Raw genomic sequence first — 26,342 nt, 5'->3', positions numbered from 1 at the left:
GAAGACCTTCGAAGCGCGACGCTTGCATCACAGACAACGCGCAGCATAATCAAACCAACCAGATGAGCCGAACACTCACTTAGTTTACGCCGCTCTTGGTTCCAAAAACTCTGACGACGGACAGGCGTTTCAATCGGTGCATTTGACTTCAACACGGCGAGTGATGAGCGCGGCTATATCTACGGGGTGGTTAAGAACACTAGCTCAGTCAGTTTTCAAGTTCTCACGCTCAACGGTAATCCTATTGATCGTGACGACATCACCTTAAAAATCATGAGGTAGCCCCATGGAGCAATCAATTATCTATGCTGACGAAGACGGTTCTGTTGTTGTGATTGCCCTGATTGAAGGTGGCAGTTTGACCCCAGCGGCGGCGGCGGCGCGATTTGTACCAGATGGCCTCAGTCACAGCATTGTTGACACTGTGGATGTGCCGCCGGAACGCGCCGCCCGCGCGGCTTGGGCTGCTGATACGCTTGGGTTACCAGCCTTACCTTTTGAGCCTGAACTTCCCAATCTCTCAAAATCTGAGTTCGAAGGGTTCCTAGCCAGCAAAGACTGGGATCTGGTCTGGGATAGAATGATTGCCAGCCTCGCGGGCCGACCAGAAGAGGTTAGCCAAGATATGCGCGGATTGCTTGCGAGGTATCGAAACAAAGAAACTTTCAATCTGAACAACACGCTGGCTCTGATCGGCGAGTTTGAAGGCTTTGCAAAGTCTGTTGATCCAGCCGTTGATCTAAGTGTGGCCACGGTCACGTCAGCATGGGCCAAAGCTGCAGGGAGTGCATCATGATCGATAGCAAGCTACAGGGGCTGGCCAATTTCACGACCATTAGCGGCGCAGCCATTGCCGGGGTAGGGGCATTGTCTCTGACCCAATGGCTGGCCATCGGTGGCTTTGTCCTGGCGCTGGCCGGATTTGGTGTGAATTTTTGGTTCAAAGTCGCCACCTATCGGCTGCAGCGCCGTGAGCTGCAGGCGAAACTAGCAGGCAAATTGCCGAGCTAACCCAACCCCAAAACTGAAACTGAACCAACCCTGCCTTTGGCGGGGTCTTTCCAATTGGAGACTTGAAATGTTTAACAAAAACTGGCGGGGCATTGCTCTGCGATCCTATACCGCCTGGGCCTTCTACGCCCTTGCCGCCGTTACATTTGCACCGGATGCCATCTATCTGGCGTTTGGTGTGGATACCAACCCGGCTATGTGGACGATGCTGCAAATCTGGATCATCGCTTTGGGTATCCTTGGCCGGGTGGTCCTCCAGACAACTAAGGGCGCGATCCGGCGGCGCATTGTCGTTGCGCTTCTTGTTCTTGGTTCAGTGATCCTTGCCTCGCAGGTAGCAGCGCAGACCACTGAAAAGGCCGCCATACGGGTTCTGGTGCCACATGTCATGGTCTGGGAAGACAAGGAAAACTATGCCTATCTGGATCGGATCGCTAATCCACCAGTTTGGACAATCTGCTATGGCGAGACGCGAGGGGTGCGGCAGGGCGATTATAGAAGTGATGCCCAGTGCAGGGCAGATTTGATGCGCGGCCTGACCACCTATCGTGACGCCCTGCATAAGTATTTTACGCCTGAAACCAAACGGCAGCGGCTGACACCCTCGCGTGATGCGGCCTATGTGTCGCTGGCTTGGAATGTTGGTATTCGCGGGGCAGGGCGCAGCACTGCCACACGCCGCCTGAATGCCGGTGATATCACTGGGGGCTGTGAGGCCCTGACCTGGTGGAACAAGGCTGGGGGGCGCGTTGTGCGTGGCCTCGCGCGCCGCCGGGGGGCGGAACACCACCTTTGCATGGTTGGTGTGACCTGATGATGCTGGCCCTGCGGTTTCTGCCTTATCTGGCCTTAGCGCTTGCTTGCTGGTGGTTGGTCGATCTGGTGCAGGACCGCACCCAGCTGCAGGGGGAGCTGGCTGCAGCGCAAATCGAGATCACCACGGCTCGTATCGCCCAAGAGCAGGCGCTTGAATCCGCCCGCGTCCACCGCGTGTATCTGGCCCGCGCCGCTGATCAGGCCCGCCAGTGGGACGTTCTATTCAATGATTTGCAATCCATGGAGGGCCGTGATGCGCCTTTATCTCCTTTGTTGCGCGCTGCTGCTGAGCGCCTGTGGCCCTGATCCCTTTGTAATCAAGCCGCCACCACCCCCAGTGCCGCCCGATCTGCTGCAACCCTGTCCAGGCTACACCGGGCCAAGGCCAAGCACTGAAGGGCAGTGGATCGATGCTGCAGGCGCTGAGATGCGCGGGCGTCACTGCGCCAATGATCGCCTAGAAACCATCGCTGAAATTCTAAAGCCAACCGGGGCGCGCTGAGCGGGTCCCATTGGGTTGGCCTGTTTCCCCAACTCCATAACGTCAAACATAGGAGTCCTCAAAATGGATGACAAATTTGCAAGCCACGCCCGTGGCCTGACCAGCCCGGCAACCGAACATTTTCCCATTGCTCCAGCCGATGGGGTGGACCTGCCACAAAGGCCGCTCGTTCTCTATGTAGAAGCGTCGGGGGTGGTGAAGGTGCGAGACGCCAAAGATAACGTTCTCTCCTATACCGTGGTTCGTGGTCAGATCTTGCCGTTTTCTGGTGTTGGGGTTGAGGCCACGGGAACAACTGCCACCGTTTATGGGTGGTCGTGATGCTGGGGTTGGGGCTGGGGGACACCAGGCTACAGGACCACCTGCGCAACACCTCCCAAGTCATGGCGGATTTCATCGCTGACAGCTATGTCGGCGGCACTGGTCCTGGCATCCTTGATCTGTTTGATTTTGAGGCTGCTGGCAACCGGACCTATATCAATGCCCTAGGCCATCTGGTGACTGCTGCGCAGGGTGTGCCGCGCAGCGGTCACCATGAATGGTTGAACGGCATGTGGACGCCTGTTGGCTTGCTACTAGAGCCGTCTGGGACGAACAAGATTGCGCAGGCAGTCGCAAACATTACCGACTGGTGGGTCTCTGGTGCCTCGTTCACCACAGCAGCCGATAATTTCTTAGGCCGCTTCGCTGGTATCGTGGTCACGTCTGGTGGTGAGACGTGGCACCGCGCGCGTCCATCGGCTGAAATGGCTGTTGTTGCTGGCCAAACTTCTAGCATCACGGTCTTCGTCAAGGAGGGAACAAGTGGGCGGTGCCGCATTGCGATCCGGCATGAACTCTCTAGCACGGAAACGCACATCAAAGGACCTATCGGCGCGCTAGCGTCCACAACTGAGAATGCAGGCACCGCCACTGTGATCCGCGAACTGGCGGTGCCTGGTGGCCATCTGGTCTATTGCACCTACACGGCCAGTGTTACCGGTGTTGTGTCCGTTGGGGTTGGACCGGACAGCAACGTATCTGGTGAGAATATCACGGTGTATTTTCTCCAGTTTGAGGAAGGCCACGTTCCAACCTCGCCAATCCTTTCCGATGGGGCTGCAACCAGCCGCGCCAAGGACGTTCTGACACTTTCGGCTGTGACGCTGGCACGCCTTTTGGTGGACCACAACCAAGAGCCTGAATTGACCGTGCCACCGGAACCGGGACTGCCGGGATGGGATGATAGATCAAACATCGGCGGCTCCATCGCCTATAATGCCGAGCTGGGCGGTGTGGATGTGGTCAATGGAACCGGGACCGCCCGCGCGAATTGCGATTTCCCCGCTGAGATTGGCAAGGCATATCTAGTGGTCTTTGATCACCTCTCAGGGCCTGCAATGGGAACCTATGTGTCAGTAGGCGAAACCGTTTACGATCAAGGGACGCTTAACCCCGGCGACACAGGCCGCGCCACGCTTTGGACGGCCACAGGCGTTGCCCCAAATGTCTCTGGTCGGCAGTTCACTGGCGGGGAAACCTCAACATTCCGCGTTAGCATCAAAGAGGTCAACATGCCCACGCGGTTGGATGGGCAGGAAGTGATCCAAGATCTGACCGTGCATATGGCTGGCTTGATGACCTATGAAAAACTTAACAGCTTCTCGACGCTGACACTCATGGAGATCTATCGAGACAGCGGGAACCGGCTAGGGGCGAAGGTTGATAGCGTCAACGGCTCTGGTGACTTGGTGGTGATCCACGGTGTTGACGGTGTTCTGACCTACAGCGGTGACGCCTCAACCTGGACGCCCGACATGGGCGTACCGTTTGATATTGCTGCGTCCTACTCAGATACAGGCATGTCGGTTGCTGAGAGTGGCGGGTCTTCTACATCGAAAGCTGTCTCAGGGTTCCCCTATCTAGGTGGGGCTGCACTAGAGATTTCACCTGAAAGCCCTGTTGTCCTGTCAAAGCTAGAACTGCGCCTGGGGGCGTCTGGAATTGATCTGGTGCGGGAGTTGGTGGCATGACCTATACCATTCGAGGAACTGAGGTCTTTGCCGATGTTGTTGAGGATGAAAACGGCACGGTTACGCAGGTTAGCTTTGCACTGAATGCCCCCAGCCCCGCCCATGTTGAGGCGGCTGCACTGGTTAAAAACCTGATGGTGGCCAAGCAGGAAACGCAAGGCGGTTTGTTGCGGGAATGGGTCGAAGAAGTGCCCCATGCAAACTTCTTTCCGGTGGCTGTTGAACTGGTGCCACCGGTACGAAATGCCCAAGGCGAGGCGATCACTGAGCCTGTCATGGATACGAGTTACAGCGTCAATCTTGTCTTGGCTGGTGATCTGATCCGCAAGGTGGATGAACACGGGTGGTTCCTCTGGGAATTGCTGTTGCTTGAGTGGACGGGATTGGGTGCCGAAACCACGGTCAACGACAAGGTGCCCGGCTTGGCAATGTCGGACGTGTCATTGATTGACATGTCGAAGGTAGCAACGCCGCAGGGAGCTGTGGCCTAAATTCGCCTCCTTACGGGGGGGAGCTCAGACGTGAAGAGGAGCACAAATCGCCATTTGGTTCGACATTCATCCGCAGTGCAATAGTTTATTGGCCATAACGAGAGATGGAACGCCTTGATAGCCGCAGTTTTTGATTTGAAACTAATCTGACTTAACTCGAAGGCACCATTGGATATGCTGCTGATAAATGGATTATAGTATTTTGAAATAAAGGGTAAGTAATGCGATTTCTGCTATTCGTTCCTCTTGTTTTTTTCACCTTCCCGGCAGTCGCCGAAACTCGGGTTGCATTCTTGGTGGGCAATTCTGAATACGAACATGCAGAGAAGCTGGATAATCCGCGCAATGACGTGGAGTTAGTAAACGCCACGCTCCTGAGCCTCGATTTCGACGTCGCGCTTCACTATGATCTTACTCGTTCCGAGATCAGCTCGGAGCTTGCGACGTTCTTGCGCGACACAAAGGACGCAGACGTCACGCTGTTCTACTTTGCTGGGCACGGCATGCAATTCAAAGGCCAGAACTATATCCTAGGAACCGATGCACAGTTGCAAAGCGAGTTCGATATCGAGGCAGAAGCTATGAACTTGCAGCAGGTCACGGATCTGCTTGAATTGAATTCCCGGGCCGCGCTGCTTTTCATTGATGCCTGCCGAGACAATCCTATTGCCAATGCATTTTACAGGCGCAATTTCTCAGAAAATGTCGGGAGGATGAATCAGGGGTTAGCAGCAATTAACGTTGCGTTCCAGGGGACAATGCTGACTTTCTCAGCCTCGCCTGGACAGGTGGCCTATGATGGGCTGGGCGAGCATTCCCCCTTTGCAAAGGCGGTTGCGAGACATTTACCTGCTGAGAATACCGAGATCCTGTCGACCATCAAACGCATCATTCGAGACGTCAAAGCAGCCACACACAACAGACAGACCCCCATTGTCACCAACGATCTAGCGCAGGAAATTTACCTCAAGAAGGGGGAAGATGGGCAAGCGGCTGCAATTGCCTATCGTGAAGAGGAGCGCCTGTTCGAGGCGGCCATGGCAATCAACACGCCCCGGACTTGGGACATCATGCTGGGGCGCTTTCCCGATGGGCCGTTCTACGAGGCCGCCCTTGCGGCCAGGGACAGATCCACCGCAGTGGAGCTGGCGACAATTTCTGGTTCCATGACCCCAACTCATGATGTTGATAATGCAACTGGAACCTCACGGCGGATCCAAGTTTCGGCAGAAGCGCTACGCCTAGTGGAAGCGGGAGAAGGCCTAGACAGGAGTGATGTCCGCGAGATCCAGAGTGCACTAAAGGCAAGAGGTTATCCGGCTGGGCCTAGCGACGGGGTTATTGGTGGCGGTACCCGGAGTGCTCTGGCAGATTTCCAGTTGGCCGCAGGGTTGCCCTCAACCGGTGCATTGACTGCCGGAACTGCGGCAAAGCTTGGGATCGAGGTGCGTCTCGCTGAACCCGACAGTGAGACGTTCATCGCCTCGACCAATGCCAAGAAGTACGACCCTCTAACGCTTGCTCTCTTTGAGGACGATCCCCGCCTGTTGCGTGCAGTCGAAGCATTGCACAATCAAGAGATAGTTTATGGGTACTTCGAAGGGCATCTTTATCTCGGTGTGCTGACTTGGAGGTTGGGCAGATACGAGGAAGCAAAACGCCTTGCTCAATCTGCGGGGGGGTATTTGGCAACTATGACCTCGAGGGCAGAGAACAACTTTGTTTATGAACTGGTACGGCAGGACAGGCGGTTCTGGAAAAGACATTCGGATGGTCGGGCAACCGCGTTTGGTCCCACATTTGGGTTATATCAGCTTGACGGCGCACGGGAGCCGGATGGAGGCTGGGTTTGGGTGACGGGGGAACCTAATACCTTTTCAAACTGGCTACCTGGTTCGCCCATCAACCACAACAATCAAGCCAAATACGCAGCATTCATTTGGGATAGATGGCCGCAAAAAGTGCCAGGGCCTGTGCAAACGGCGCCGACATGGCACGATATGGAAAATGCGCAACGGTCCATTGTGATTGAAATTGAATAAGTTGGGTGACGGATACACCAAGTAGGTTTTTGCTGGCAAGCTAGGTAGAAGGCGAAGCTAGCCCCAAAAATCCAACTTATGGGCGGGCAACCCGCAGGGCAAAGTCATCGATTGTGATAGCAATACGGGCTGCTCAATCCACTTGGGGGATAGGCAGACTGATGAAACCGTAGTGCCGACGGGACCTAAGTCCAGAAAGGTAGCTTCAACGTTTGATCTTGCTGTTTTGATCAGGCCGTACCACTTGTACGCGGGTAACAAAAAGCCATTATCGCTTGGATCGAATCAAATTTCGTCTACACCCACTGGACGTCGTGGAAAATCAACACTGAATGTATCCACTAAAAATGTGCATAAAGCTGTGAGTAATGTGCCAGATATTTAGATTTTCTATGCCTTTCTCTTGCTTTATAATGATCCACCTAATAATTAGGCATCCCTAGAAAGTTCTGTTTCCCGATACTATTTCCCCAGAAGTGTAGCGAAAAAGCGGCTACTTTATTAGGCGACCAACAATTTTGCGCTATTGTACAGCCCCGAAAAAGGCGCTGTGCATAACGTTATGGTAAATTCCAATAGTGGGGTCATAGAATGACTGCTTATGAAGAAGGTTGGCAGGCGCTAGTGATGAATAAATCAGAGGGCCAGTATCCCTATTCAGATCTGCCACGCAGAAACGCTTGGCTGCAGGGCTGGCCGGACGCGAAGAAACAAATTGACAACACATAGTCCAACAAAGGAGCGGCCTGCTAATACTTGATGGGGCAAAGCGCGCAGGCCGCATTTTACACCCGCTAGAGTAGATGTACATTTCATACAAGCAACCGAGATGTGTGTCCAGAGTAAGAGCGCGGCCCACCTTGGAGGGGGCTCGACCAAAGCAGGCCGCGGGCCCGCTGCCTAAAGCGGATACTAAGTAGGGTAGGCGGCAAATTTGATACGTCCAGAAAAGGAGGTTTTGTTGGATCAGTAGTCATTCGCAGATGCCGACCCTGCTGATAGCTGACCTTGGTGCCAAACCAGTCTAATGGCCGGTTCCAGCCCCTTATAAGACCTTGGTGCGCTGTGCAGCATGAAGCGGCATTTGGAACACAAAGGGCGTACTCTGTTGAAAACTCGGTGTTTGGCCAATTGGGTGCATTTCATCGGAAAACTATCCCGCTGGCGCGCCATTCTGAGAATGTTGTTTGCCACAGGCGCGCTCACAAAACACTTGTTCTAATTAGTTGCAGCGTTTTTCCGACCGGGGAGTTTTTCAACTCTGCCCAAACATTCATCATCGCACAAATATTATACTATAAAGACAGCAATTTTCGGCCTGCCCTGTACTTCCCAGTGTTTCCCCATTGCGCAGCCGCTGCAGTGCAGCATTGTTAGAGTACGAACAGATCGAACGTAGTAACCTCCTCCCACTGCGTTTTGTCCAAAAAGCGGATTTCGCGCAATTCCTCCTCCCTTTGCGTCGAGCCCAATATAACGAAGTCCTTCAGGGGAAGGCCGGACGGGAGACCGCCCGGCCGTACTTTGTTTGGGGAATGGTACTTAAATGGCTTCATAAGCGGGCGACGGGAAGAATGACAAACGACCAGTTCTGCCCTGACCTGCCATCCGTGCCAAATCCGTGTAATGGCCGGTTCCAGCCCATAGTGTTGAAAAACGCTGGTTTGCGAAACTGTTGATTTTCCGCCGACTTCGGGTGGCGCGAGAAAGTCAAATTGGAATACGGCTCCGAGAACGTGAGGAGGCACAACAAGGCCAAAGATCAGTTTGGCCGCCCCCCTCGTAACATGCTTGAAAATAACCTTGCTATGTTATCCAAATTTCTTAACGTTGCTCGTGCGGTATATAAATTAAATCTAACAAATTTGAAGAGAAAACAAATGGGTAAAAAACTTGATGCTCTTGGTAATGTGATGCTTGTGATCGAGGCGGGATCTCTGGCTGCAAGCATAATGGGACTAGAAAACCCACTTGACACAGAAGGAAATAAGATGAGAGCAGAGCTTGAGGAGATTAACTCCAAGCTCGATACGCTCATTGATTTGACAGAGCAAGAACTGGAAATGCTCAACGAGATTTTGGAGGATCTACAAGAAATCAAAGCAGATATTGCCTGGCAGGGGGTGATTACAGATCTATCAAAGTCGTTTAGCAATCTACAATACTTATACGAAAAAATGGTAAGTCCAGATCTGGATATAGATACTTGGATGGAGCGTGCGTCAGACTCTCAATGCGGCATTGAGTTTGCCTTATTCGAAATCAACAAGAGCATAATGGGGCAAGGAATTTTGGATACCCCCAGTTTAATGGGCGCGCGCATGGATGTTTTACGCGCTAAATCAGGATTGCCTCAAAGCGTTAGATACTATTCCACGATATATTGGTACCATATTTTGGCGTGGTATTTGCGTGGCATTGCCGTGTGGGCCTGTTTGAAAAAAACGGAAAGTGCTGACGTTTCCGCCATGGAAGCTTGGCAATCAGCTCGGGAACTAGAAATCACAGAAATGCAAGCCTACGTCAAAGACCTCATTTCATCTGAGAAAGGGGAGTTGAAATCTTCGACCGCTAGCAGCGATACGCTACCAATATCGAACGGACTGTTTTCTAAGTCTGTAGAATTCATCAATGCAAAACAGCAGGCACAAAAGGGCTGGGTTCTTGTTGGAGTTGGAGTCGAAAAAAAGAGGCAGGGGATCTATTTGCAAAATTATGTTGCCAAATGGGAGGATGTTCAAAATGGAACAGTAGATGTCAACAATATGAACACCTATAGAAGCCATAATCCCAGCGCGTACAAAAACAGCGAAAATTCTATTTACGTGAACAAAGGTGTCAAGTTCCAGGAATTTATGGCTCCCGAAAATCGGGTATTAAGTGGCGTAACATTTCACCCAACTTCAACCGGAAAATACCTGGAGCTAAAAATATTTACGCGACCAGTAGACGGAATTGAGGAGCTCGATGAAACGAGTGACCATTCCAGCTCCAACGGCACAAATGTGAGCAAGAGGCCATTCATCACGGCACATCAAATCGCGACCGGTAAGGTGCAGGGTGACCCCATTAGCCCTATCAGAGGTATTCGGCTCTATTTTGATAGTGAAACAAATTCGGTAAAAGTGGGAGTTTTCACCCAATATTGGCAAGATATCTCTGTTAGCGTGTGACATTAGTAACGACGTCTTGTGCACCGACTGTGTTAAGCGGCCCTTTCGCATAACCCAGTACAGCGGTGGTTCCACAGTTTTGCTTGATTAATGTTAGGGCATCAGCTCTTCGATCCGGTTGATGTCCCAGCATTAGGGGCAGGCCTTATTAAGGTACAAGCAGACTCCGAACCGCCTCTGTTCAAAATCGAGCGACGAGTTCGAAGCAGCACACTACTTAAAAATGACCGCATTCGAGAGCCTAGTGACAGAGTGTCTACGCTTGCAACCAGGTCGCAACGGAACCTGGTGCCAATGTCCCCGAAGGGCTGTTGGTTCTTCAGATCGCCGTCTCATGTTCTGGACTTTGCAAAGTTCGCTTCCTGCGCATAGCCGCCGTTGGTGGTGATCGCGTCCAATGGCCGGTTCCAGCCCTTCTACGACATCCGTGTTGGGTGCAGCATGACGCGGTAGATCGAGCTCAAAGGGCGCATAGTTGACATTAGCTGCGCTTGACAAGAATGTCGGCTATGCACGGCCCACGCACCTGACAAATGTCAGCTGTTGCACCAAGATTGACTTGGTTCTGCATCGCAGAAAAAACCTTTCCGAGGTCAAATCGATGAGTTTTTGCAACCTGAAAAACGATTGGTTTCAAAGTCTGATTTTGTCCGTCCACAACCCCCGGAAAATCAAAAAGGTTGACTAACTAGGTATCCCCGAACGGGTGTGAGGGGCTCTGTTATTGGCCTCTGGACATCACAGCTAAAAGCATACCACTGCAGAATTCTTGAACCACGAAGGAGAAAAGGCGTCGATACGATGGATTGGTTTCTCAAATCTATGCTATCTTGAAAACTGTTCTCAAATGCGAGTGCTCTTAGCCATTTAGGACTGAATGAATAGTCTGTGACAACAATACTCGTTCCATCGGTTTTTGGAGGAATGCGTAGCCTTCTTTCACCAATGCAATTTCAGTCAACGGGCCTTCAGGATACCCAGACATAAGAACAATCTTGATTCCTGGGTGTAAGATACTTATCTGCCTCGCAAAATCCAATCCACTTTGCCCCCCAGGCAAGATCACGTCTGCCAGAATAAGGTCAGGATGGGGCTTTTGGGTTACTGCCTGCATTGCGGCTTCTGCATTGCTTGATAGTGAAACGCGATAGTCCATAGTTTCCAACGTTTCAAAAATCACTTTTTGCACATCGGGATTATCTTCCAGAACATGTATGTGTTCACCGTTACCTTGAATGACATCACTCGGTCGGGTAACTGCTTTTGTCTCTAGTGCTCTATCAGAACGTGGAAGGGTGATGGAAATTGTTGTGCCTTTGCCGGGGGTTGTTTGAATCGTAGCGTCACCGCCAGACTGCCGCGAAAATCCGAATACCATTGACAATCCAAGGCCACTTCCTTGGCCAACTTCTTTAGTTGTGAAGAATGGCTCAAACGCTCTCGCTAAGGTATTTTCAGACATTCCTAGGCCAGTGTCGCGAATAGTTATTTCCACGTATTGCCCTGGTTGAAGGGAAAACTCGATGTTCGAACGTCCAACTCCACCCGGAATTTCTCTGTTCTTGCATTCGATGACCAGCTTTCCGCCTTGTGGCATTGCATCCCGCGCATTAAGTGCCACGTTCAAAATGGCACTTTCAACTTGGGTGGGGTCAGCATGAATGGCCCACAAATCGTCTTCCAATTGAGCTGTCACAGAAACTTCCTCGCCAAGTACACGAAGCAAGGTTTTACTGATCGTAGAGACCAAATCGGATAGATCTACTGACCTAGGAAGCAATGTCTGCTTTCTAGAAAAAGCAAGTAAATGTCGAGTAAGTTCTGCACCTCTTTGGGCCGCTTTTATGATTTGACCGGCCAATTCATGATCCGGATCGTCAACAATCTCTAGCAATTCTGCGTTGCCCTGCACGACTGTCAGAAGATTATTGAAGTCGTGTGCGATGCCTCCTGTAAGCTGCCCTATTGCTTCTAGCCGCTGAGCAGAAAACAATGATGCCTCAAGCCGCTTTCGGTCGGATATATCTGTTAGAAGCCCAACAGATCTCTTTGGGACACCAGCATGGTCAACTACACATTTACCCAGGGCGTGAAACCAGCGGAACTCACCAGTTCCCATTAGGAATCTATGCTCATGTTGAAACGGAACATCTGGCTCATTTAAATGCCTATCCAGTTCCGCCCGATAGGAACCAACATCGTCGGGGTGAACAAGTTCGGCTATCCCAGAAGACGCAAGAGCTGCACGGAAATCACTTGGATCATACTTCAAGGCCTCAATGAAGCTTGGTGAAACGAAGAGATGGTCTTGCTCAATGTCCCAGTCCCAAATTGCCGCGTTTTGGGTCGCTAAAGCATATCGTTCTTCGCTCTCTGCCAACTTTCTTGTTCGCTCGATAACTTCAGCTTCAAGCATTTCGTTCAGTTCTTGCATCTGACGTTGAATAATCGCCTGCTTCGTAATGTCCTCCTCACTTAAGACTGCAACAAAGGCACCAGTGACCGGGTCACGTCCACGGCGTGCAAGAATTCTGTGAACCCTAAAGCCATTTTGCGTGCGCATCTCCTGTTCCGTATCGAAGCTTTTCCCCCCAGTTGCAGTCGACAAGAGTTGGTTGGCAACATCGGGATCTTTTAGGCGCCCAACCATGTCATTTCCAAGCAACCCGGATGTAGCTGTGCCATAGCAATTCAAAGCTGCCGGATTTTGAGCCAGTAAACGTCCGTCCGCGGAAAACGTGCTGACCATCAGAGCAGAGGCGCGTGCCGCTTCGAGAATGCGAAGAGATTCTTGGTCAGTGTTGTTGTCGAAATACTGCTTAACTTCAATTAATACAGCGTTCACGTTGCCCTCAATGTGAATCGGTAGAAAAGACAAACTGACGGTTTTCGGATCGCCGTTTGGGTACAACGTCCAAGTGTCCTGTATCCGTTCCGATCCACTGGAACTGTTCACGATTTGCTGCAACCGAGTTCGTACTGTATCGCTGTCAGTGGAAAAGTCTCGATCCAGCAAGTCTAGAAGGTTATGCGCTTCCCAAAAGTCAATACCTGCTGGGTTTGCCCACCAAATTTTGTGCCTGTCCACATCAAACACCCATAGCGGTGTAGCCAGTTGCGCGAATTGACTAAGGTCATCATGACTTGAAAGCTGGATGATCGCTCCAATCTAAATGATGTTCGGTTCTTAGTTCATCAAATGTACATTTGATGATAGTCTTTGCTGAAGGGCAATCCAAGCCATTATTCAAAATTCCAGATTATCATTTTCGCATGGCGGTATTGGTTCTAGAGGCCAAGTCTCCATTATGTGAACAGCAGCTACTGTAGGTGTACCACTCACACTCGATCAGATGAAATTCACCAGAGCCGAGAGGCGTGTGAGCTGCCTCCCTCGAAGCTGCAATCAGGTCAAATCATTTTCGATTTGGCTATTTAGGGCCAGTTTCAGTTCATTTCCTAGCTGGAGTGCTCAAAGTAAGTACCCAATTCCTTTCTTCTTGGTCTATGTTGCTTGGCGCCCTTGGGCTGGAAACGGTCATTGGTCATCATTTGCACAAACGGCAGCTCAAGGCCGTTCGTTACAAGTCGACGTGTCCCGAGAGCCGACTTTGGAAAGGTCAATAACTGCGCATTGCTGCCGTTGGAACTAACCGCAGCGAAGTTCTGGAACCCGCCGATACTAACGAATTTCTGCGCAGTGCAGCATTAGTCACAATGGGGCTCGGTTCCGACATTACTCGATCACAGCAGATGGGTAGGTAGGATGTGTCCGTCGGGTCATCGAGTCAGAGGTGTGATCGAGGGAATTGATTCGATGGTGTAGCTAGCGCTTTTCGGACGTTGTTACGCAATAGTTACGCACTGATCATTCTAATACTTTGAAATTAAAAGATGATACTGTGCCTCTCGACCGCACCAACTACTTTCCTTGCTCTTGATACACGGTATTTGTTGTGGGGCTTTCATCCCCTCAATCTCTTTACGCGCCGGATCTATGGGTTTTCACTGGTTGTGATGGCTTAAGTCCAGGCCCGCAATTTCCTTGCCAACCCTGGCCAAATTGTCCGTTCTGCTGGTTTGCGTCCAATAAAAACGTAGTCGGCAGCGTATCGATGGCCCGATATCGAAATCTGAAATTAGTTGCACCACATTCATGGCGTAACAGGAGAAAACGTGTGTGGCCCAAATCGCTGATTGGGACGGCGATTTCCGGCTGCGAACGTCTTTAGTTGTCAGGCATCCGGCAGTAGTTCAATTATGACAAGGCCATTTGGTTACAGGACCTAAATGCTTTCGTGAACGGTTTCATAAGCAAAATGTCAACAACATGAGACGCTACAATCACATCATAGGCGGGTTCATTTGGTTGCTCTCTAATCATCGCAGCAACTTAGTTGGCCGGCTGTTCTATGGGGCTTGCGGGCTATCGGACAGATGGCGAATAGGTCTCTAATTCAGAGAGAAGCAAAGATAGAAAGTCCTGTCCAATTGCAGACAGGGGCCGTGTTTTGGAGGTAATTACAGCCATTTCCATCATGATAGTGGGGCGAAAGGGACGAGTGATAAAGCCGCCCTCAAAATCAAAGTCCAACACAAAGGGATCCAGGATCGATACGCCCATACCTTCTTTGACAAAACTCAGCAGGTTTTTGAACAAATGAGAGTGGACCCTGGTTTTCAATGGGATGCCTGCACTGTGAAAGGCTTCTCGCGTACGGCGGTGGGTCATATGATCAGGCCCCATGACGATAAATGGCACGCCATCCAGTAGTTCTGGGGTCAAGACTTGGTGTTGCGCCAGCGGACTGTCTTCTGGCATCGCGATCAGGGTTTCGACGGTGATCGGATGCACTTCCAGCGTGTCGTGCAGGACTGGAATTTCGCAGACGCCGATTTCAAATAGCCCCGACATTACCCACTCTTGGATCTTGGCTGAATATTGCGACTGAAAAGAAATCGTCATATCCGGTCGGCCATGAGCAAACCGAGCGATCAGCTTGGGCATAAAGCCAAATGACATCGAGTGTTGTGAGGCCACCTGGAGCTGTCCAGCTTGTTTGTTTTGCAGATCGATAACCGCCTGACTTACATGATCAAAACCCCGCACAACGGTGTCAATTTCCTGATAAAGAAGATTGGCCTCTGGGGTCGCGATCAACCGGCCTTTGATACGCTCGAATAGTTTGAAACGGGTCTGGCGCTCTAGCTGGTGCAGCAAGTTGGAAATCGCAGGTTGCGATACTCCAAGTATAGAGGCCGCGCCGGTAACGGTGCCGGTTTCAATGGTGGCGTGAAAGGCCTGTAATTGTCGAAATCTAAGATGCATGACACATACATATCATAAAAAATGATGACATGGCCAGAAATTCATATTTGAAATGATACAGTCCTACGGGCATGGTAGCAAAAAATTATGGAAATCAATGTGCCACGATTAATCAAACCCCTGACCGGAAGACCCGCCGGAGCCTGTAAATGACCCAATCGCATACAATTATCATTGGAGCAGGTATCGTCGGTGCTGCCACTGCGATCTGGCTAGCCCGCGCCGGACACCAAGTGACGCTCATTGACAAAGGCGAGCCGGGCATGGGCGCGTCTTATGGAAATGGCTGCATCCTGGCTGCATGCTCCATGGTGCCAGTGACTGCGCCGGGCCTGATCACCAAGGGCCCCAAGTATCTGGCGGACCCAAATTTCCCACTGTTTTTACGCTGGGGTTACACGCCCAAACTGCTGCCTTGGCTGATACGCTACCTGTCAAATGCCAATGACAGTGACACCCGTCGCATTGCTCAAGGGCTCACCCATATCGTTGGAGATAGCTTGGAACAGCACCAAGCGCTCACTGCGGGCACTGAGGCGGCCAAATGGGTGCAGGAAAGCGAATACAATATTGCTTATGCAGATCGGGCCGCCTTTGAGGCAGATGCTTACACGTGGGAGCTGCGGCGCGAAGCAGGGTTTGTGCCTGAATTGATCGAGGGGGCCGCCGTTCAGGAAAAAGAACCAATTCTGGCGAAGACCGTTAAACTGCTGGCTGTGAACAAGAACCATGGGTTTATCCATAATCCCGGCCACTATGTCCAGGATTTGGTCAAGCTGTTGAAGCAGTTGGGCGGACAATTTGTTCAGGCCGAGGTCAAAGATTTTGACCTAAGTGGCGGGCGTATCACTGCGGTTGAAACCACGCAGGGGCGGTTTGATTGCGATCAAGCGGTGCTTGCAACAGGGGTCTGGTCAAAACCTCTGATGCAGAAGCTGGGCCTTAATGTTCCACTCGAAGCTGAACGAGGGTATCACATCTTGTTCAAAGATCCTTCACAGACCCCCAACAACCCGCTGATGCTAACGTCTGGGAAATTCGTTGCGACTTCAATGGATCAGGGGCTAAGGTGCGCAGGTGTTGTTGAATTTGGTGGGTTACAGGATACTCCGTCAAAGGCACCACTTAAGCTGATGCGCAAGAAGGTTCGGGAAGTGTTTCCTAATATGACGGCCAGCAGCGAAGAAGAGTGGCTGGGCTTTCGGCCAGCCCCGTCTGACAGCCTGCCGTTGATCGGCGAAGTGGGGAGTTCCGGTGTCTATGCCGCCTTTGGTCACCATCACATCGGGTTGACGGGCGGACCTAAAACCGGACGCATGGTGGCGGATATGATCTGCGGCCAGCGCAACAATATAGATATGAAGCCTTACGAGCCAAAACGGTTCGCCTAAAAGGCCAACAGAACAATAAAATAATCAACAGGGAGATCAAAATGATCATGAAATACTCAGTAAAAGCCGCGCTAACTGTTTCGACGATAGCGCTGGGCGCTACCGCAGCCTCGGCAGAGAAATGGGACATGCCAATGGCCTATTCGGCCACCAACTTCCACTCGGAAATGGGAGTCGTGTTTGCAGACAAAGTGCGTGAGTACACAAGCGGTGACCTGGACATCACTGTGCACCCCGGTGGTTCGCTATTCAAAGGCGGCGAAATCAAGCGTGCTATTCAAACTGGACAGGTGCCAATCGGCGAACGTTTCATGGCAGCCCACGCTAACGAAGTGCCACTTCTGGGTTGGGATAACCTGCCGTTTGTTGCCACAACCTATGCTGACAATGCTAAACTTTGGGAAGCAGCGAAGGACACAGTCAACGGGCAGCTGGCAGATCTAAATCTTGTCACTTTGTACACATGCCCATGGCCGGGGCAGGGGTTCTACTTCAACAAAGACGTGAACTCGTCTGCTGACACCCAGGGCGTCAAGTTCCGTTCTTACAACACTGCAACTGCTACCTTTGCTGAGGCACTCGGCATGGTCCCAGTTCAGGTCGAAGCGGCAGAATTGAGCCAAGCCCTTGCCACAGGTGTAGCCGAGGCATTCATCTCGTCCGGTTCTACTGGTTACGACCGCAAGGTTTGGGAGCATCTGTCCAACTATTACAAGGTCAACGCCTGGTTGCCACGAAACTATGTGATGGTGAACAAAGGTGTTTGGGAAGGCCTGGATGCTGACACGCAGGCTGCTGTACAAAAGGCCGCCGACGAAACGGGTGCTGCATGTTCTGCCAAGTCAGAGGAGCTTGCAGGTTGGTATTTTGAGCAGCTTGAAGCAAACGGCATGAAAGTCGAAGACGCTGGTGCTGATTTCCTGAAAGAACTGGAAGCCATTGGTGCTGACATGCAGGCCACTTGGCTGAAGGACACCGGCGCAGATGGTCAAGCGATCCTTGACGCCTATAACGCCAACTAAATCCACACAAATTTCACGGCCCTTCGCACCTATGCGTGGGGCCGTGTCTCATCTGACCGGGGGATAGGGTATTGCGCGACTGGCAACCTTTTCTGGGCCTGCCGTTATGGGTATGGCTTTTCATTTTTCCAACCATATTGGCAGCATTTTGTCTGCTTTATCGAAAACCAGCGGAGCGGTTGCTGACGCCCGTCTGGCGTGTGCTTGATCGTATTTATCTAGGCGCCGGAGTGGTGGCGGCCTGCTTTATGGTGACCATCCTCCTGCTAATCATCGCACAGATGATTTCGCGTTGGAGCAGTGTAACGTTTTCGGGCTCCACTGAATATGCCGGTTATGCGATGGCTGCCACGTCGTTCTTGGCGATGGCCCATGCGCTGACCCGTGGGGCCCATATCCGGGTGTCCATATTCCTGAATATGAACCGGTTTCTGGGTTTTTGGTTGGATGCATTGGCGATGTGGATTGCTGCGATCACAGCGACGTATTTTGCCCGCTACGCGATTAAAACCAACGTGTTATCGAAGCTACTGAACGATCGCACGCAAGGGCAGGACTTTGTGCCCGAGTGGCTTTTGTCCTTTTTTGCCATGTTCGCAAACGCACCCAGCAAATGGGCGCAGATCTGGGCCGAAACCGGATCTGAGTGGGTCTACACTCCAGTTTGGCTGCCACAACTACCGATGTCGATTGGCACGGTCCTGCTGGCTGTCGCCATTTGGGACTATCTGACCCGGCTTCTGGTCACGCGCCAGACTAGCATTATTTCGGAGGCAGTCGAATGAGCGAGCTCTACACTACCATTATTTTCTTGTTCGTACTGTTCGCCCTTTTGGGCGGATCAGTTTGGATCGGGCTGGCGCTGATGGGCGTGGCCTGGGTTGGTATGGTCATGTTCACTTCTCGTCCTCCCGGGGATGCGATGATCACAACCATCTGGACCGGCTCCTCGAGCTGGACTCTGACCGCTCTGCCGCTGTTTATCTGGATGGGTGAGATATTATATCGAACCCGATTATCACAAGATATGTTCCGCGGATTGGCGCCCTGGATGCGCTGGCTGCCAGGTGGGTTGCTCCATACCAATATTGCCGGCTGCACGATCTTTGCTGCTGTTTCTGGATCATCTGCGGCCACTCTGACTACGGTTGGCAAAATGTCGATCCCGGAGCTGCGCAAACGCGGCTACCCCGAGCACATGATCATTGGTACTTTGGCTGGCGCAGCCACATTGGGCCTGATGATCCCGCCATCCCTGACCTTGATCGTCTATGGCGTTACGATCAATGAATCGATCACCAAACTGTTCATGGCCGGGATCCTTCCAGGACTGGTGCTGGCAAGCCTGTTCACTCTCTACATCATGGGTTGGCATTTCTTCACCAAAGGCCCGCGTCCAGATCCGGAACCACCGATGAGTTTTGGGACCATGCTGGCCGAGAGTCGTTTCCTTGTACCGGTGTTGATGCTGGTTACGGTTGTCATTGGCTCGATGTATCTTGGCTTTGCCACAGCCACAGAAGCTGCCGCTGTTGGTGTGCTTGGCTCCCTGACGCTTGCCTTTATGCAGGGCTCGCTCAGCTGGAGTACGTTTACCGAGTCCCTCATGGGGGCTACACGAACGTCGGCGATGATCTCATTGATCCTGATGGGGGCCTTTTTCCTGTCACTGTCGATGGGCTTCACTGGCCTGCCGCGCGCGCTAGCTGACTGGATTGATACTCTGAACCTGTCACCATTGGCGCTCATCGTTGCGCTAACCATATTCTATGTCTTCCTTGGTATGTTCCTGGATGGGATTTCCTCGGTTGTGCTGACGATGGCGATCATCGAGCCGATGATCCGTCAGGCTGGAATTGACCCGATCTGGTTTGGTATCTTCATTGTTGTGGTCGTTGAGATGGCGCAGGTGACGCCACCGATTGGTTTCAACCTGTTTGTGCTGCAAGGCATGACCAAGCACGAAATCTCCTACATCTCAAAAACCGCCATCCCGATGGTTGGCCTGATGTTGCTGATGGTTGTGATTTTGGTGGTCTGGCCTGAACTGGCCACGTGGTTACCAGAAAACATCCGCTCGCGGCCTGGAAGCTAAGTCAGAAAACCGAAAACAAAAAAACCGCCCCGGCCATTGGCTGGGGCGGTTTTTTTTATTGGGCATGGACTGCAGGTGCTGAGGCCGTTTAGCCCATCCAACGCCGAACAGGTGCGTTGGTTTCCTCTAGCGGCTGTGTCACCACATCAATCAATGTCGGCCCGTCATGGTCAACCGCTTCCCGCATCACCCGTTCCAGATCCGCAGGGTTTTCAACGCGCCAGCTTTTAACCCCGTAGGCAGCAGCGATAGCCGCATGATCGGTGCGGTTGAAGTCAACGTTGTAATAGCGCGCATCCTTGTCTGCATGCTGGCTCGCTTTGATCCAGCCAAAGTTTGAGTTGGAGAACACAACAAATGTAATTGGCGCGCGACACCGGCATACGGTTTCCAATTCACCCACTGTGAACCCAAACGAACCATCCCCCATCAGGGCCACGACCTTGCTGCTAGGTCGCCCGAACCATGCGCCCAGAGCCGCAGATAGCGAATACCCAAGTGCCCCATGTGCGCGGTTGGTAATGAAATAACGCCCTGCCTGAGGCAGCTGGTAGTAGGCCGAGAAATAAGGGCAGCTGGTGCCGGGATCTGACACTACAGTTGCATCAGGCGGCAGCACCTTCATCAAGGTATCGATCACCCGCTCGGGGCGAATTGGTGCTTCATCGCTGGCAGCGAATTTCCGGAACACGTCAAACTTGCGCTTTTTGATGTCGGCAATGGCGGTTGCGCCACCAAAGGTATCAGCACCCTGATCGCCCGCATCTAAAACTGCGTTTACCTGAGCGAGGGCCAGCCGCAGATCTCCAACGACACCCACTTCGGTCCGGTAGTTTGCACCAATCACCATGGGGTCATTGTCAAAGTGTACAATCCGAGCGGCTGCAGTGGGGGCTTCCCAGCGGGAGGTTGTGGTTGAGCCTGCACGGCAGCCCATGAAGACCACAAGATCGGCTTGTTCCATCAATTCCCAGGTTTGATCTGTGCCGCCGTTCGAGCCAACAACACCCAGACAGTTGGGGTGGGTTTCGGCCAGAGAGCCTTGACCAGAGATCGAGGTGGCCACAGGAATATCGAGCCGGGTCGCGAGGCGAGACAACTCCTCCATTGCGCCGGATATCACAATACCACCACCACAGACGATCAGCGGTTTTTTGGCGGACAGGATTGCGTCCACGGCGGCTTCAGCAGCGCCTTGTTCCGGCGCTTGAGGATAGGCGGGGTAGCTTTGGTGCTTTGGGTCAGCCCAGATATCTGACGGGTCGACCTGATCGTATTGAATGTCGTAGGGCAGGCCAAGATGCGCGGCCCCTGAACGGCCAGTTGTCATGGCGCGAAATGCAGTACGTACCATGCGCGGAATATGCGCCGACTGTTTGATCACCGTGTTCCACTTGGTCAGTGGCTGCATCAATCTGTCTTGGTCGACTTCGGTCAGCGGATATTTCCCGTAAGACCCAACTGAAATGTCTGTAGTGATGCCCAACACAGCATAAGAACTCTCAGTCGCTTCAATCAGGCCGGGGAGGATGTAGGTTGCGCCTCCGCCAGATGGACCTTCTGCAACACCAACCCGGCCGGTCACGCGCGAATAGCCGTCAGCCATGTATGTCGCGCTACGCTCATCGCGGGTCAGCACATGTGTCATGCCATGATCGCCACGCAGCATTGCATCATAGAAGGGCAGTGTCGTGTCGCCACAAAGCCCGAAAATATGTTTTACCCCGTGTGCCTCGAGCATTTGAACCATGGCTTCGGCGCCATTCAATTTGGATGTCATTCCGATTTCCTTTGACCTAAATGCGCTCTGGAAACTGGCGCATACAGAATTGTATACAATTTAGAATACAAACTTGCGCTCATGTCAATTCCCTTGTAGCGTTGCCCAAACTCAAGGTGAGCCACAAAATGTCCAAGCAGTTAAGCAACGTGGATAGAGTGTATGAATCGCTGCGTCAGATGGCGGCGGATTTTGCGTTCAAACCTGATCAACGCATCAACGAAAGCGAGTTGTCCAAACTGCTGGGTGCCAGTCGTACGCCACTGCGTGAGGCGCTTAACCGTCTGGTCGCAGAGGGGTTTCTTACTTTTCAGAATAACCGGGGGTTCTTCTGTCGCTCATTGACGCCAAAATATATACTCGACCTGTACGAAGCACGGGTGGCGATTGAATGTGAGGCGTTACGGCTAGCGTGTCGACGCGCAAAAGATCATGAGATCACGGCACTCGGAGATTATCTTGAACAGATAGAACCGGATTATGAAAGCGGCTCTGATCCGGCGGAGCAACTGGCGATGGATGAGGCATTCCACTTACGGTTGGCGCAGTTGTCAGGGAATGATGAACTGGGAAGGATGCTGAGAAATCTGAATGATCGCATCCGTTATATCCGTCTGATTGATCTCAAACGCCTACGCGACAAAACCGGCAAACGGGTGCCGGGTGAATTGTCAGCGCATAGCCGAATTTTCCTTGCGCTGTCAGGCCGAGATCCAGCTGCTGCGGAGGCTGCAATGCGAGGACACATTGAGAAACGACGAGAAGCCGCGACCGAGGCAGTGCAAATTGCATTTTCGCAATTATATGTACCGCAAGATTAGAAGATCACTAGGAAGGACTCCCAATGCAACAGGGCGGTAAAACCGTTTATGGGGCCACAGTTGGCATCCTGATGCTGGAAACCCAATTCCCCCGAATCTACGGTGACATGGGAAATGCGATGACCTGGGACTTCCCAGTTCAATACCGGGTTGTTCCGGGTGCCACACCGGACAAAGTTGTACGCAATAGCCCTAATGAACTGATCGATAGTTTCATCGAAGCAGGGCGCGATCTGGTGCGATCTGGCTGCGATGGCATCACCACCAATTGTGGTTTTCTGGCGCTGATTCAGGACGACATAAAACAGGCGCTGGGTGTACCGGTGGCGACCTCTTCCTTGATGCAGGTGCCTATGGTGCAAAACCTCTTGCCAGCGGGGAAACGCTGCGGCGTGATCACTATTTCAAAAACGTCACTGACAGACGATCACATGATTGCCGCTGGAGCCCCAGTTGATACGCCAATCGTTGGTACCGAAGGCGGGCGTAACCTCACCACGAGCATCTTGGGCGACAAATTGGAAATCGATTTTGAGTCGTGCCGTTTGGATATGATCGATGCGGGGCTTGAGATGGTACAGAGCCACCCTGATGTTGGCGCCATCGTGTTGGAATGTACCAATATGGTGCCATATGCCCGTGACATCCGCAAAGTCACTGGGTTGCCGGTGTTCTCGATCTATTCGTTCATCAAGTGGTTCCAGTCGGGAATTATGCCGCGCGGGTTCCCACTTGAACTGGATGATCCTCGTTGGTGACAGCAGTGACTTAGTTCTGTTGCACCGTGCTGTGCCACTCGGCCAAGAACCGTTTACGTTTTAGATGATCCAGAAAAACAAGTAGCCCTGGCCCCATCTGGATCGGGCGAAAGGGGGCGTTCTGGGCTTCGTCAGAGATGGGGTAGCGGTGAAATGGGTATTCGGGCACGTCCGGTGTGTCCCAGGCCGCGCGGAGCAGGTGGTCAATAAATGCTCCCGCCAGTTTAGGATGTTTTGCTGTGCGCAGCACAACAGCGGTGCGTAGCATCATGTTGGTGTAGTCTTCTGGCTCAACAATCGTGATCCGGGAGGCCAGATCTTTGCGCGCGCGCGCATAGCTTCCCAGTACGTTGTACGCGACGGCAATGTCGCCACGCGCTACGTTTTCGATCATGTCCCCAGAGCAGCAAAACAACCTGATCTTTAATCCCCCCATGATTTCCATCAACCGCCAGTAGGATTCTGATGTGCGGGCATCTTGGGTTGCAAACAAATAGCCAAGACCGCTGGTGCGAACGTCATATGTCCCAATGCGTCCTCGAAACCGGTCTGGGTGTTTACGAAGCAGCGAAATCAGCTCTTGCCGTGAGCGAGGAAGTTCCAGCCCTGCAAATGCTGCAGGAGAAATCACAATTGATGCGGGCTCTTGTGAGAATGCGAAGACATGGTTGCGCCAGGTTCCCCAGGTTGGGACCAAATCAATCAAGTCCGAATAATGCGCAAGCGTATAGCCATCATTGGCCAGTTTAACCTGCAGATCCATGGCCGAAGACAGCGCGAGGTCGAATTCTGCCCCTTCAAGCATGACCGCTTTCATCAGCTCGGCGCTGCTGACGCTGGTGTAGTCAATTGCAACGCCGGGATTTAGTGCGAGAAAGCTGCCAATCAACGGTGCCAAAAGGTCCGTGTCGGTGGTTGAAAGTATTTTAAGAGCATCGCTGTCTTTTGGACCAAAATACCGGTTTTCCTCGACCTCAAACGCACGACTCGTGGTGGGCATCGCCAGTACCGCGGAGAAAGCGCTCGCTAGGATTAGTGCAAAGGAAAGCAAAGAGATACGCATGCGCCTGTTCCGGTCTTGCTGGTTTCAATTATTAGGACGCCACCGTGAGCTTCGACGACTTCACGGGCGATGGTTAGCCCCAGTCCCGAGCCGATGGTGCCAGCCGCATTTTCGCCACGTGTAAACCGCTGGGTAAGTGCATCAGTGTCCATTCCTACAAAACCGCCTGCCTCGTCCTCAACTTGGATCCGCGCCGTATTGCCGTTTTGGCGAGTGCTTACCTGAATTGCGCTTTCATTTGGGGAGTATTTGATAGCGTTGTCCAAAATGTTGCGTACAGCGTTTTGGATCAAGATTGCGTCACCGGTGATTTTGGGATTTCCACTTCCGAAGAAATGCAGATCTATGTCTTTCAGCTCCGCGATGGGTTGAAGTCGGTCAACCAGTTCTCGGCCTAGTTCAGTTAGATCAATCGCCTTGCGCTCCAAACTATCGATACGAAAGGTGACCATGGCATGATCCAGCAGTTGCCCGGCAGCACGCGAGCTTTCGTCTATAGCGCGGATCATTTCACGCAGCGAGGCGCGGTTTTCGGCTCTGTCTACCCTACGCAGAGTGATTTCCGCTTGGGTTCTGACTGTTGCCAGCGGTGTGCGCACTCTGTGAGCCGCCTCGGCAATAAAATCCTCTGACCTTGTTAAAGACACTCGTAGCCGGCCGATAAATCGGTTCAAAGAGGAGACCAGAGGGATCATTTCGCTAGGAACAGGCCGCTGAACTGGCCGCAGGTCTTTGGGACCACGTCGTGAGACAGCCTCGGTGAGTTGTTTTAGTGGTCTAATACTGGATTGCGCGGCCCAGATTGCCAGTATTGTTGCGACCAGAAAAAAACCTAGTCCAAGCTGCATCGCTGATCGCGACAACTGTGCAAGCTGTGCGGCTTGACCTTCACGGGTCTGAGCGACGGAGATAATGATGTCGGCTGGCGCACTATTCAGCGACAGGCGTCGTAACGAGGTCACCATGCGAATACTGTCACCTTTGTAAGTCAGTGTATCAAAGGCTGAATGCCCAGATCGAACGCTTTGGCTGGTTGTAGGAAGGTTCTCATACCCAGTCAGAACGTCGTCGCGTGTCGAGACACGATAAAACACTCTATCATTGCTGACATTCCCCAGCATAGACAAAGCCGCGTATGGAATGTCGACGGTAATTTCGTCGGCCTGCACGGAAACTGAATCCATGATTGAGGTGGCTGAGGCAAGCAGGATACTGTCATGGGTTTGTTGCGCCACGTCGCGCGCAAAACCCAGCACTACAAAAAACAACAGCGTCGCCAAAAACGCTGCGCTGCCAACCAGTTGTAGCATTAGTCGACGGCGTAGAGATCCACTGGTTTGCAATGGTTCATTCATGCCAGCGACATCCTGTATCCGAGTCCCCGCACAGTGGTAATCTCGACCCCGGAACCTGACAAATGCTTACGCAACCGACCAACATAGACTTCGATGGCATTTTCCGAGACGTCTTCGTCATAAGAAAACAAGCGATCAACCAGTTTGGGCTTTGAATAAATACGGTCTGGGCCGCTGAGGAAAATTTCCAGCAATCGCAACTCTTTGTTTCGCAGGGTGATAGTCTTGTCGCCGACCGATAAAGTTCCTGCAAGAGGATTGAAAATGAGGTCCCCGAATCGTTTTTGGTTGGAGCTGTCACCACCATGCCTCCGCAAGACTGCCCGGCAGCGTGCTTCTAACTCGGAGAAATCAAACGGTTTGGTGATGTAATCATCGGCTCCTAAATCCAGCATTCCGACCCGGTCCGAGACCTCTGACCGAGCCGTGAGGACGATAACCGGAGTTTCCACCAACCGGTTTCTATGGGCCCTCAGAAAGGCGCGGCCATCGCCATCTGGGAGCATAATATCTAACAATATCAAGTCGTAGTCCGCGGTGGCAGAAAAGTCCTCGGCTGCGGCAATATTGGCTGCGTGGTCGATGACATGACCATCCATCCGCAGCCGGTCCAAAACCGCGGTGGCTAGGCTGATGTTGTCTTCAACCAATAGGAAACGCATCTGGTCAATGGTCCTTTCT

The 26,342-nt window shown here is 52.3% G+C and carries 22 protein-coding genes; 16 read left to right on the top strand and 6 right to left on the bottom strand.

The window, feature by feature from the left end:
• Nucleotides 1–286: 286 nt before the first annotated feature.
• The 10 genes from FEE96_RS06180 to FEE96_RS06125 all read left to right on the top strand — a co-directional run bounded on the left by FEE96_RS06180 (nucleotide 287) and on the right by FEE96_RS06125 (nucleotide 10,047).
• On the top strand, nucleotides 287–796 hold the full coding sequence (locus tag FEE96_RS06180) for a hypothetical protein (protein ID WP_138162130.1): 510 nt from the start codon (nucleotides 287–289) through the stop codon (nucleotides 794–796).
• Nucleotides 793–1,011 carry a phage holin family protein gene (locus FEE96_RS06175; protein ID WP_167740202.1) on the top strand — a complete coding sequence of 73 codons (219 nt, stop codon included), beginning with the start codon at nucleotides 793–795 and terminating at the stop codon, nucleotides 1,009–1,011. Before FEE96_RS06180 ends, FEE96_RS06175 begins: the two co-directional genes overlap by 4 nt.
• Nucleotides 1,012–1,078: 67 nt before the next feature.
• Nucleotides 1,079–1,825 carry a lysozyme gene (locus tag FEE96_RS06170; protein WP_138162128.1) on the top strand — a complete coding sequence of 249 codons (747 nt, stop codon included), beginning with the start codon at nucleotides 1,079–1,081 and terminating at the stop codon, nucleotides 1,823–1,825.
• Nucleotides 1,825–2,133 carry a hypothetical protein gene (locus FEE96_RS06165; RefSeq protein WP_138162127.1) on the top strand — a complete coding sequence of 103 codons (309 nt, stop codon included), beginning with the start codon at nucleotides 1,825–1,827 and terminating at the stop codon, nucleotides 2,131–2,133. Before FEE96_RS06170 ends, FEE96_RS06165 begins: the two co-directional genes overlap by 1 nt.
• The gene (lysC, locus tag FEE96_RS06160) at nucleotides 2,081–2,329 is read left to right on the top strand and encodes an Rz1-like lysis system protein LysC (protein ID WP_138162126.1); all 249 of its coding nucleotides are present in this window, start codon (nucleotides 2,081–2,083) and stop codon (nucleotides 2,327–2,329) included. The genes FEE96_RS06165 and lysC overlap by 53 nt, the downstream gene beginning before the upstream one ends.
• A gap of 63 nt (nucleotides 2,330–2,392) precedes the next feature.
• A complete protein-coding gene (locus FEE96_RS06155; RefSeq protein ID WP_138162125.1) occupies nucleotides 2,393–2,650 on the top strand; it encodes a spike base protein, RCAP_Rcc01079 family in 258 nt (85 codons plus the stop codon).
• The gene (locus FEE96_RS23765; protein WP_246079312.1) at nucleotides 2,650–4,341 is read left to right on the top strand and encodes a phage head spike fiber domain-containing protein; all 1,692 of its coding nucleotides are present in this window, start codon (nucleotides 2,650–2,652) and stop codon (nucleotides 4,339–4,341) included. Before FEE96_RS06155 ends, FEE96_RS23765 begins: the two co-directional genes overlap by 1 nt.
• A complete protein-coding gene (locus FEE96_RS06140) occupies nucleotides 4,338–4,832 on the top strand; it encodes a hypothetical protein (RefSeq protein WP_138162122.1) in 495 nt (164 codons plus the stop codon). The genes FEE96_RS23765 and FEE96_RS06140 overlap by 4 nt, the downstream gene beginning before the upstream one ends.
• Before the next feature lie 221 nt (nucleotides 4,833–5,053).
• The gene (locus FEE96_RS06135; protein WP_138162121.1) at nucleotides 5,054–6,874 is read left to right on the top strand and encodes a caspase family protein; all 1,821 of its coding nucleotides are present in this window, start codon (nucleotides 5,054–5,056) and stop codon (nucleotides 6,872–6,874) included.
• A 1,880-nt stretch (nucleotides 6,875–8,754) separates the two neighbouring features.
• Nucleotides 8,755–10,047 (top strand): hypothetical protein, encoded by a 1,293-nt coding sequence (locus FEE96_RS06125; protein ID WP_138162119.1) that lies wholly within the window; start codon nucleotides 8,755–8,757, stop codon nucleotides 10,045–10,047.
• Nucleotides 10,048–10,906: 859 nt separating this feature from the next.
• Here FEE96_RS06125 and FEE96_RS06120 read toward each other — a convergent pair.
• Both FEE96_RS06120 and FEE96_RS06115 read right to left on the bottom strand, forming a co-directional pair.
• Nucleotides 10,907–13,135: a hybrid sensor histidine kinase/response regulator gene (locus FEE96_RS06120; RefSeq protein WP_246079310.1), complete on the bottom strand. Its 2,229-nt coding sequence runs from the start codon at nucleotides 13,133–13,135 to the stop codon at nucleotides 10,907–10,909.
• Between the two features lie 1,338 nt (nucleotides 13,136–14,473).
• A complete protein-coding gene (locus FEE96_RS06115) occupies nucleotides 14,474–15,376 on the bottom strand; it encodes a LysR family transcriptional regulator (protein ID WP_138162117.1) in 903 nt (300 codons plus the stop codon).
• 149 nt (nucleotides 15,377–15,525) lie between these two features.
• Here FEE96_RS06115 and FEE96_RS06110 point away from each other — a divergent pair, with 149 nt between their 5' ends.
• From FEE96_RS06110 to FEE96_RS06095, 4 genes are all read left to right on the top strand, one after another.
• Nucleotides 15,526–16,767, top strand: coding sequence for an NAD(P)/FAD-dependent oxidoreductase (locus FEE96_RS06110; RefSeq protein ID WP_138162116.1), 1,242 nt, complete (start codon nucleotides 15,526–15,528; stop codon nucleotides 16,765–16,767).
• A 47-nt stretch (nucleotides 16,768–16,814) separates the two neighbouring features.
• Complete coding sequence (locus FEE96_RS06105; protein WP_425467300.1) at nucleotides 16,815–17,789, top strand: TRAP transporter substrate-binding protein; 975 nt, start codon at nucleotides 16,815–16,817, stop codon at nucleotides 17,787–17,789.
• Nucleotides 17,790–17,860: 71 nt separating this feature from the next.
• A complete protein-coding gene (locus FEE96_RS06100; RefSeq protein WP_138162115.1) occupies nucleotides 17,861–18,574 on the top strand; it encodes a TRAP transporter small permease in 714 nt (237 codons plus the stop codon).
• A complete protein-coding gene (locus tag FEE96_RS06095; RefSeq protein ID WP_138162114.1) occupies nucleotides 18,571–19,884 on the top strand; it encodes a TRAP transporter large permease in 1,314 nt (437 codons plus the stop codon). The genes FEE96_RS06100 and FEE96_RS06095 overlap by 4 nt, the downstream gene beginning before the upstream one ends.
• Nucleotides 19,885–19,972: 88 nt before the next feature.
• Here FEE96_RS06095 and FEE96_RS06090 read toward each other — a convergent pair whose 3' ends face one another.
• Nucleotides 19,973–21,664 (bottom strand): thiamine pyrophosphate-binding protein, encoded by a 1,692-nt coding sequence (locus tag FEE96_RS06090; RefSeq protein WP_138162113.1) that lies wholly within the window; start codon nucleotides 21,662–21,664, stop codon nucleotides 19,973–19,975.
• A gap of 128 nt (nucleotides 21,665–21,792) precedes the next feature.
• Here FEE96_RS06090 and FEE96_RS06085 point away from each other — a divergent pair, with 128 nt between their 5' ends.
• Together FEE96_RS06085 and FEE96_RS06080 are read left to right on the top strand one after the other, a co-directional pair.
• Nucleotides 21,793–22,485, top strand: coding sequence for a GntR family transcriptional regulator (locus tag FEE96_RS06085; protein ID WP_138162112.1), 693 nt, complete (start codon nucleotides 21,793–21,795; stop codon nucleotides 22,483–22,485).
• A gap of 23 nt (nucleotides 22,486–22,508) precedes the next feature.
• A complete protein-coding gene (locus FEE96_RS06080) occupies nucleotides 22,509–23,243 on the top strand; it encodes an aspartate/glutamate racemase family protein (RefSeq protein ID WP_138162111.1) in 735 nt (244 codons plus the stop codon).
• Between the two features lie 10 nt (nucleotides 23,244–23,253).
• On the opposite strand, the gene FEE96_RS06075 is transcribed toward FEE96_RS06080, so the two are convergent.
• From FEE96_RS06075 to FEE96_RS06065, 3 genes are read right to left on the bottom strand one after another with little or no spacing between them, the layout of a single operon-like run.
• Entirely contained in the window at nucleotides 23,254–24,243 is a 990-nt protein-coding gene (locus FEE96_RS06075) for an ABC transporter substrate-binding protein (RefSeq protein WP_246079308.1), read from the bottom strand.
• Between the two features lie 32 nt (nucleotides 24,244–24,275).
• The gene (locus FEE96_RS06070; RefSeq protein WP_138162109.1) at nucleotides 24,276–25,661 is read right to left on the bottom strand and encodes a sensor histidine kinase; all 1,386 of its coding nucleotides are present in this window, start codon (nucleotides 25,659–25,661) and stop codon (nucleotides 24,276–24,278) included.
• Nucleotides 25,658–26,323, bottom strand: a complete 666-nt coding sequence (locus tag FEE96_RS06065) for a response regulator transcription factor (protein ID WP_138162108.1) — start codon at nucleotides 26,321–26,323, stop codon at nucleotides 25,658–25,660. Before FEE96_RS06065 ends, FEE96_RS06070 begins: the two co-directional genes overlap by 4 nt.
• Nucleotides 26,324–26,342 lie beyond the last annotated feature (19 nt).

This window comes from Parasedimentitalea maritima (genome assembly GCF_005771405.1).
GTDB classification, from domain to species: Bacteria; Pseudomonadota; Alphaproteobacteria; order Rhodobacterales; family Rhodobacteraceae; genus Parasedimentitalea; species Parasedimentitalea maritima.
This window is presented reverse-complemented; position numbering and strand designations above follow the sequence as displayed.

What these genes read in the sequence shown, in the direction of transcription:
- FEE96_RS06180 (WP_138162130.1), top strand. Translation starts at nt 287, where the DNA reads ATGGAGCAATCAATTATCTATGCTGACGAAGACGGTTCTGTTGTTGTG.
- FEE96_RS06175 (WP_167740202.1), top strand. Translation starts at nt 793, where the DNA reads ATGATCGATAGCAAGCTACAGGGGCTGGCCAATTTCACGACCATTAGC.
- FEE96_RS06170 (WP_138162128.1), top strand. Translation starts at nt 1,079, where the DNA reads ATGTTTAACAAAAACTGGCGGGGCATTGCTCTGCGATCCTATACCGCC.
- FEE96_RS06165 (WP_138162127.1), top strand. Translation starts at nt 1,825, where the DNA reads ATGATGCTGGCCCTGCGGTTTCTGCCTTATCTGGCCTTAGCGCTTGCT.
- lysC (WP_138162126.1), top strand. Translation starts at nt 2,081, where the DNA reads ATGCGCCTTTATCTCCTTTGTTGCGCGCTGCTGCTGAGCGCCTGTGGC.
- FEE96_RS06155 (WP_138162125.1), top strand. Translation starts at nt 2,393, where the DNA reads ATGGATGACAAATTTGCAAGCCACGCCCGTGGCCTGACCAGCCCGGCA.
- FEE96_RS23765 (WP_246079312.1), top strand. Translation starts at nt 2,650, where the DNA reads ATGCTGGGGTTGGGGCTGGGGGACACCAGGCTACAGGACCACCTGCGC.
- FEE96_RS06140 (WP_138162122.1), top strand. Translation starts at nt 4,338, where the DNA reads ATGACCTATACCATTCGAGGAACTGAGGTCTTTGCCGATGTTGTTGAG.
- FEE96_RS06135 (WP_138162121.1), top strand. Translation starts at nt 5,054, where the DNA reads ATGCGATTTCTGCTATTCGTTCCTCTTGTTTTTTTCACCTTCCCGGCA.
- FEE96_RS06125 (WP_138162119.1), top strand. Translation starts at nt 8,755, where the DNA reads ATGGGTAAAAAACTTGATGCTCTTGGTAATGTGATGCTTGTGATCGAG.
- FEE96_RS06115 (WP_138162117.1), bottom strand. Translation starts at nt 15,376, where the DNA reads ATGCATCTTAGATTTCGACAATTACAGGCCTTTCACGCCACCATTGAA.
- FEE96_RS06110 (WP_138162116.1), top strand. Translation starts at nt 15,526, where the DNA reads ATGACCCAATCGCATACAATTATCATTGGAGCAGGTATCGTCGGTGCT.
- FEE96_RS06105 (WP_425467300.1), top strand. Translation starts at nt 16,815, where the DNA reads ATGAAATACTCAGTAAAAGCCGCGCTAACTGTTTCGACGATAGCGCTG.
- FEE96_RS06095 (WP_138162114.1), top strand. Translation starts at nt 18,571, where the DNA reads ATGAGCGAGCTCTACACTACCATTATTTTCTTGTTCGTACTGTTCGCC.
- FEE96_RS06090 (WP_138162113.1), bottom strand. Translation starts at nt 21,664, where the DNA reads ATGACATCCAAATTGAATGGCGCCGAAGCCATGGTTCAAATGCTCGAG.
- FEE96_RS06085 (WP_138162112.1), top strand. Translation starts at nt 21,793, where the DNA reads ATGTCCAAGCAGTTAAGCAACGTGGATAGAGTGTATGAATCGCTGCGT.
- FEE96_RS06080 (WP_138162111.1), top strand. Translation starts at nt 22,509, where the DNA reads ATGCAACAGGGCGGTAAAACCGTTTATGGGGCCACAGTTGGCATCCTG.
- FEE96_RS06075 (WP_246079308.1), bottom strand. Translation starts at nt 24,243, where the DNA reads ATGCCCACCACGAGTCGTGCGTTTGAGGTCGAGGAAAACCGGTATTTT.
- FEE96_RS06070 (WP_138162109.1), bottom strand. Translation starts at nt 25,661, where the DNA reads ATGAATGAACCATTGCAAACCAGTGGATCTCTACGCCGTCGACTAATG.
- FEE96_RS06065 (WP_138162108.1), bottom strand. Translation starts at nt 26,323, where the DNA reads ATGCGTTTCCTATTGGTTGAAGACAACATCAGCCTAGCCACCGCGGTT.